The 6,842-nt window shown below is 73.0% G+C and carries 5 protein-coding genes; 4 read left to right on the top strand and 1 reads right to left on the bottom strand.

Annotated features, from left to right (window positions below):
- The first annotated feature begins 260 nt into the window (after positions 1-260).
- The 4 genes from ABD352_RS47795 to ABD352_RS47780 all read left to right on the top strand — a co-directional run bounded on the left by ABD352_RS47795 (position 261) and on the right by ABD352_RS47780 (position 5,222).
- Positions 261-1,778 carry a dynamin family protein gene (locus tag ABD352_RS47795; protein WP_344619285.1) on the top strand — a complete coding sequence of 506 codons (1,518 nt, stop codon included), beginning with the start codon at positions 261-263 and terminating at the stop codon, positions 1,776-1,778.
- Positions 1,779-1,851: 73 nt separating this feature from the next.
- Positions 1,852-2,601: a nucleotide exchange factor GrpE gene (gene grpE, locus ABD352_RS47790; protein WP_344619284.1), complete on the top strand. Its 750-nt coding sequence runs from the start codon at positions 1,852-1,854 to the stop codon at positions 2,599-2,601.
- Positions 2,598-4,520 carry a dynamin family protein gene (locus ABD352_RS47785; protein ID WP_344619283.1) on the top strand — a complete coding sequence of 641 codons (1,923 nt, stop codon included), beginning with the start codon at positions 2,598-2,600 and terminating at the stop codon, positions 4,518-4,520. Before grpE ends, ABD352_RS47785 begins: the two co-directional genes overlap by 4 nt.
- Positions 4,521-4,532: 12 nt before the next feature.
- Entirely contained in the window at positions 4,533-5,222 is a 690-nt protein-coding gene (locus tag ABD352_RS47780) for a hypothetical protein (RefSeq protein WP_344619282.1), read from the top strand.
- A gap of 62 nt (positions 5,223-5,284) precedes the next feature.
- On the opposite strand, the gene ABD352_RS47775 is transcribed toward ABD352_RS47780, so the two are convergent.
- A complete protein-coding gene (locus tag ABD352_RS47775; protein WP_344619281.1) occupies positions 5,285-6,784 on the bottom strand; it encodes an Hsp70 family protein in 1,500 nt (499 codons plus the stop codon).
- Between the last annotated feature and the right edge of the window lie 58 nt (positions 6,785-6,842).

The raw sequence follows: 6,842 nt of genomic DNA, 5'->3' as shown, positions 1-6,842 counted from the left end.
GGCGGCAGGCTCATCAGTCGGTGCCTCAGGCACGGGTCGCCTCCATTCCTGGCACGAACATGGGATCCTGCGCGCGCAGGATATTCGTAATGTGTGTGCCGTACGTGCGTGACATGACGGTACTGATTGCACCCAGGAGCGAATAATGAGCGAGGTCCACCCCTTGGACACCCGAGGGTACGTCGGCATTGTGGCTGAACCCACCGGCCTCGCGCAGTCGGTGATCAGTCTGTGCGCGCCGGCGAAGCGGAGCTGACCCCGTGGCTCCAGGACCGCTGAGCTCCCGCGTGGCCGACCTGTGCGGCGAGGTCGGCAACCGCCTCGGCGGCCCCGCCCAGGCCCAGGTCGTCGACGTGCGGCGGCGCCTCGGCGAGCCGCTGCGGGTCGCGATCGCCGGCCGGCTCAAGTCCGGCAAGTCGACCCTGGTCAACGCCCTCATCGGCCGGCGGGTCGCGCCGACCGAGGTCGGCGAGTGCACGCGCATCGTCACCCAGTTCCGCTACGGCACCTCCGACCGCGTCGACGTGGTCAAGCGCAACGGCGCCCGGGTCAGCCTGCCGCTGGACGAGGCCGGCATGATCCCGCAGCGGCTCGGCGTGGCCCGCCACGAGGTCGCCTACGTCGACGTCACCCTGACCAGCGACCACCTGCGCGACCTGACCGTCGTCGACACGCCCGGCCTGTCCAGCGCCAACACGTCGGTGTCCGACCAGGCCCGCCGGTTCCTGTTCTCCGAGGCGCCGATCGACGACGACCTCGACTCCGACTCGGCCGGGGCCCTGTCCGGCGCCGAGGCCATCATCTACGTGTTCACCCAGTCGGTGCGTGAGGACGACGTGCAGGCCCTGGAGGCCTTCCGGTCGATCTCGGCCCGGCTGTCGAGCAACCCGATCAACTCCCTGGGCCTGTTCAACAAGGTCGACAAGCTCGCCGGCGGCGGGCAGGACCCGTGGCCGATCGTCGCGCCGCTGGCCAGCGACCAGTCGAAGGTGCTGCGCCGGGTCGTCTCCGACGTCGTGCCCGTCGTCGGGCTGCTCGCCGAGACGACCGAGGCCGGGCGGCTCACCGCCGCCGACTGCGAGGCCCTGCGCCAGCTCGCCGCCCTGCCCCAGGGCGAGCGGACCGTGCTGCTGGCCTCCGTCGACCTGTTCACGTCCCGCGAGTGCGCCATCTCCCGCGAGTCGCGGGAGCGGCTCCTGCGGCTGCTGGACCTCTACGGCATCAGCTTCGCCATCGCCCAGCTCGTCGCCAAGCCCACGCTGGCCACCGGCGAGCTGGTCCGGATGCTGTTCCAGGCCTCCGGGTTCCCGCGGCTGCGCCAGACCCTCGACCACGCCTTCCGGTGGCGCACCGACGCCATCAAGGCCGGCTGGGCCCTGTCGAGCCTGGAGAAGATCGCCAGCCACGCCGAGCGGCCCCAGGACCGGGAACTGCTGCGCGACGCCATCGAGCGGGTCCTGCAGCAGCCCGAGTCGCACCGGCTGCGGCTGCTGGAGGTCGCGCAGCTCGTCACCACCGGCGCCGTCGACCTGCCCGACCAGATGGAGGGCGAGCTGACCCGGCTCGCGCTGTCCAACGACCCCGGCTGGATCCTCAACCTCGGCGGCGCCGACCGCGACCAGATGGTCCGGGCCGCGCTGGACGCCGCCACCCGCTGGCGCGCCTACGCCGTCGCGGGGGCCAGCCCGTCGCAGTCCCGGGTCGCGCTCGTTGCCCACCGTGGGTTCTACCTGCTGTCCCAGCGCATCCGCGGCGGAGGACCCGGCAATGCCCGATAGCCGCACCAACTCCTTCACCACCGACACCATCAGCCCAGCCAATAGCCGAGGCCCCCACCCCCAGGAGCCGAAGATGTCCTCCAACAGCCTGCGCCTCGTCGCGGTCGCCGTCGCAATGATCATCGCGGTGCTCACCGGCGCGGCCGTCGGCCTGATCGGCGGAGCCCCGAACTGTCCCGCCGGGACGGTCACGGTCAACGCGCCCGCCGGGAACCCGTCGAACGGCACGCCCCGCGAGGCGCCGACCGGCGGCCAGGCCGGCGATAAGGTCCAGGTCCCCGCGTGCACCGCCCAGGAGACGTTCGGCATCAAGCCGGCCCTGGTCGCGTTCGTCGGCACCCTGTTCGTCGGCGCCGCGCTGCTGCTGCTGTTGCTGCTGGCCTCCCGCGGCCGCGGCGCGGCCGGCGTCGCGCCGGTCTCCGCGCCCCCGGCCCGTGGCGGCGGGCAGTCCGACGCCGACCGGCGGGCCCTCGTGCAGGCCTCCATCTACGTGCGGGACCGGGTCACCTCGAAGGCGCTCGGCGACCGGCTCGGCGCCGCCCTCAACGAGGCCGGCGTCACCACCCTCGAACCGACCGGGGTCCGGTTCGACCCGGCGCACCACGAGGCCGGCGGCACCACCCCGACCAACGACCCCGGCCTCAACGGGCAGATCTCCGGCGTCGAGGTCCCCGGCTACGTCGACCGCGACGGGCGGGTCCTGCGGGCCCCGATCGTCACCGTGTTCCAGATCGCCCGTGCCGCCGGCGGCGGCACCGGCCAGTTCCCGACCGTCCAGCAGCCCACGAATGCCCAGCAGCCGCGCAGAGAGCAGCAACGATGACCTCGACCTCCAACCCGCCCGCCGGGCAGCAGGCGGCGAAGAAGCCCGCCGACATGACCGCCGCCCTGGGCAAGCTGCTCAAGGCCGGCGTCGACGGCAGCCTCGCCTACCTGCGCAAGATCGACCCGGACGCGGCCGCCGACATCGACCAGGAGCGCCGCCGCGACGTGCAGCGGCCCCGCATCGTCGTCGTCGGTGAGACCAAGCGCGGCAAGAGCTCGCTGACCAACATGCTCATCGGCGTGCCGAACCTGTCCCCGGTCGACGCGGCCGTGGCCACCGCCTCCTACCTGGAGTTCCAGCACAACCCGCAGCACGGCGCCCGCGCCTACATCCCCGGCCGGGAGGACCCCGTGCCGCTGGGCCTGGGCGACCTGCGCGACTGGGGCACCGTGCTGGGCCGGCTGCCCGACGGGATGCGTCCCCCGCGGCGCATCGAGGTGCACCACTCGGCGCCGCTGCTGCAGTACCTCACGCTCATCGACACCCCCGGCACCGGCGGCCTGGACTCGATGCACGCCGAGGTGGCCATGGACGCGGTGGAGAAGGCCACCGCGCTGCTGTTCGTCGTCGACTCCTCCAGCCCGTTCTCCAAGCCGGAGATGAACTTCCTCATCGAGGCCAGCAAGAAGGTCAACTTCGTGCTGTTCGCGCTGACGAAGGTCGACGCCTACCCGGGCTGGCGGACCATCCTCGCCGACAACAAGGGCCAGCTGCAGACCCACGCGCCCCGGTTCGCCTCGGCGCCGTGGTTCCCGGTGTCGGCGCGGCTGGCGGAGCTGGCGATGCAGATGCCGAAGGAGGCGGCCGGGGAGCTCATCCGCGAGTCGCGCATCGCCGAGCTGCAGCACGCCCTCATCGACCTGGCGTCGAAGGGGCACCTGCTGCAGCAGGCCAACGTGCTGCGCTCGGTGCGTTCCGAGTACATCCGCGTCGACCAGGAAATCGGCGACCGGATGAAGGCCACCGACCCCGACCCGGCCGACTTCGAGCGGGCCAAGGAGGAGCGGGCCCAGGTCGCCACCCGCAAGCGGACCGAGTCCCGGCAGTGGTCCCTGGCCCTGTCGACCGAGACCCAGCGGGCCCGGGTCGAGGCCACCACGCGGCTGCGCAACTACGTGACGCAGCTGCAGGAACAGTTCATGGAGAAGATCGACAAGGGCGGCCGCGGCGACATCCAGGAGTTGCCCGCCGAGGTCGACAAGGCGCTGTACGCATTGAGCGTGCGGCTCTCCCACGACCTCGAGTTCCGCTTCCGCAAGGTCGGCGAGCGGGTCCTGGCGCAGGTGTTCAGCCCGCACGAGCTGCAGCACGTGCTGCGCGGGCTCAACGCGCGGCTGCGCCACGCCCTGGGCACCAAGCCGCGCCGCGAGCAGGGCGGCGAAGGGGCCATGGTGGTCATGTCCTCGGCCGGTATGGCGATGATGGCCAGCCGCATCCCCGGCATGATCGGCGGCGCCGGCGCGCTCGGCGCGGTCGGGCTGGCCGGCGCCGGGCTGGTCCTGCCCGTCGTCGGGGTCGGCCTCGGCCTCGCCGCCGGCGCCTACATGATCTTCAAGCGCAAGAGCATGGCGGACAAGGCCCAGGCCCGCGCCTGGCTGCGGGAGGTCCTCGGCGAGGCCCGGGCCGCGCTGTCCGACGAGATCATGCACCGGTTCACCGACCTGCAGTACGCGCTGACCCTGGCGTTGGACGAGGCGATCGAGCGGCGGCTCAAGCAGCTCGACGCGCACATCGCGAACATCGACAAGTCGCTGGCGGAGGACAAGGCCGAGCGGGCCAAGCGCAAGGCGGCGCTCAACACGGAACGGGAGGGCCTGCGCTCCCGCATCAAACAGGTCGACGAGGTGCTGGTGCGCATCCGCGCGCTCACCCCGAACGCGCCTGGCGATGCGGGCGAAGCGCCGGCCGAGGCGTAGGGGGTTTGACCGATGGACGGGCACTGGGACTGGTCGGAGGGCGGCGACGACGCCGACACCGCGGACCTCGGCGGCGACACCGGGCACGACCTGCACGGTGACTTCGGCGGCGAGGACTACGGCGCCGATTTCGGGCACCACGACTTCGGCGGCGAGGACCACAGCCTCGCCGGCGGGGACGACCTGCACGGCCAGCACGGCGGCGACCTCGACGAGCCGCTGGGCACCGAGCACGCCACCGCGGAGTACGACCAGGCCCTGCACGACACGGACGGCGGGGACCACGGCGAGCCGGGCTACGACGAGGACCACAGCCCGGTGGACCACCACCTGGACGTCCAGGACGGCCACGACGACACCGGCGGGCAGCACGAGGCCGGGTTCGGCACCGACCCCGACGTGCACGCGGGCGGCGACGACCCGGCCTGGCACGAGCCGCAGTTCCCGGAGCAGCTGGACCTGCAGGACCCGCCCGAGCCCGTCGACGGGTTCCCGTGGAGCGACGCCGACGTCCTCGGCGGCCCCGACCACTCCCTGTCCGCCGCGTTCGACCCCGCCGTCGTCGACCACGCCGCCGAACCGTCCGGCCTGGCCGACTACGCCGGGCTCGACGTGCCGCCCGGCACCGACCCGTGGAGCCTGCTGCTCGGCTCCGAGGACCCGGCCACCAGCAGCCTGGCCACTTTCTGGGCGCCCCAGTAGGAACAACACAACGCGGCGGCGGTACCTCCCGGGGTACCGCCGCCGCGTTGTGTTTGAAAGCGCTAGTTGAGTGCGACGACGAGCAGGATCACGAACAGCACCGCCACCAGGGCCAGGACCACCACGATCACGGCGATCCAGTTGCGCTCGGAGGCGTCGCCCTGGTGCGCCGGCGCCTGCCGGGCCGCCTGGGGCGGGAACGGCCCGGGCCGCTGCGGCTGCACGACCGGCTGCGGCGCCACGACCGGCCGCTGCGGCTGCACCACGGGCGGGCGCTGCACGACCGGCTGCGGCGCCAGCACCGGCGGGCGCTGCTGCACCACCGGCTGGACCGGGCGGGGCGGGACGACCGGCGGGCGCTGCACCGCCGGGGACACCGGCACCCCGGACATCGGCGCCGCCGACACCGGCGCGTGCTGGGCCGCCGGCACCGGGCGCTGCTGCACCGGCGGCGGGGCCACCTGCCGCGGCGTGCCCGACGTGCGGCTCGGCGGGACGACCGCCGCGCCGATGCACAGCGCCCCCTCGACCACCACCGTCTCCGGCTGCTCCAGCGTCGTCGGCGCCACCCCCAGCTCGGAGTGGATCAGGTGCGCGGCGAGCGGGATGCGGGACGAGCCGCCGACGAGGAAAATGCCGACGAGGTCCTTCGGCTGCAGCCGGGCCTGGTCGACCGCCCGGCGCAGGCACTGCACCGTGCGCTCCAGGTACGGCTTGACGAGGGTCTCGAGCTCCTCGCGGGTCAGGTGCGCGTCGATCTCCATCGACGGGATGTGGATGTCCGTCGACGACGTGCGCGACAGCATCTCCTTCGCCCCGCGCACGTCCTCGTACAGCATCCGCCGCAGCCGCCGGTCCGAGGCGTCCGTCGGCTTGGCCAGAGACGCCCACTTCTCCGGGTGGCTCTCCGAGTACGTCTTGCCGAGGTGCTCGATGATGGCGTGGTCGAAGTCGAGGCCGCCGACGTCGGGCAGGCCCTCCTCGGCGAGGACCTCGAACCCGGACTGGGTGCGCCGGACCACGGTCGCGTCGAACGTGCCGCCGCCGAGGTCGTAGATGGCCAGCGACCGGCCGACCGGCACCGCGGAGCCCAGCACGGCGGTGAAGTACGACGCCGCCCCGACCGGCTCCGCGATCAGCCGCGGGGTGCCCAGGCCGGACAGGCGGGCCGCCTCGACCAGCAGCGACCGGCGCCGCTCCCCCCACCGGGCCGGGTGGGTCATGCGCACCTCTTCCGGCGCCGCGCCCAGCTGCCGGCGGGCCTCCGTGTTCACCAGCGACAGCACCTGCGCGAACAGCCGCGGCACGGGCATCGGGTGGTCGCCGATGAACACCTCGCCGTCGTCGATGCGCCGCTTCGGGTTCGGTTCGAAGCGGGCCGGGTCGAGCCGGGCGTTGCGCTCGGCGTCCCGGCCGACCAGGACCTTTCCGTCGGTGTTGAAGTACAGGGAAGAGGGCAGCAAGGGGGAACCGTCGAACAGCAGCGGTCGCATCCGCGCATCGGGCGTGCGGACCATCGCGACCGTGTTCGACGTGCCGAAGTCGATGCCGAGCACGCGCATGTGCGTCACCCTACCTTTGCCGTTCCGCGCTCTGCGTCGGCCGTCAAGCCTGCCGTAA

Origin of the sequence: Dactylosporangium salmoneum, assembly GCF_039532525.1 — a bacterium.
Classification (GTDB): domain Bacteria; phylum Actinomycetota; class Actinomycetes; order Mycobacteriales; family Micromonosporaceae; genus Dactylosporangium; species Dactylosporangium salmoneum.
This window is presented reverse-complemented; position numbering and strand designations above follow the sequence as displayed.

What these genes read in the sequence shown, in the direction of transcription:
- ABD352_RS47780 (WP_344619282.1), top strand. Translation starts at nt 4,533, where the DNA reads ATGGACGGGCACTGGGACTGGTCGGAGGGCGGCGACGACGCCGACACC.
- ABD352_RS47775 (WP_344619281.1), bottom strand. Translation starts at nt 6,784, where the DNA reads ATGCGCGTGCTCGGCATCGACTTCGGCACGTCGAACACGGTCGCGATG.
- grpE (WP_344619284.1), top strand. Translation starts at nt 1,852, where the DNA reads ATGTCCTCCAACAGCCTGCGCCTCGTCGCGGTCGCCGTCGCAATGATC.
- ABD352_RS47785 (WP_344619283.1), top strand. Translation starts at nt 2,598, where the DNA reads ATGACCTCGACCTCCAACCCGCCCGCCGGGCAGCAGGCGGCGAAGAAG.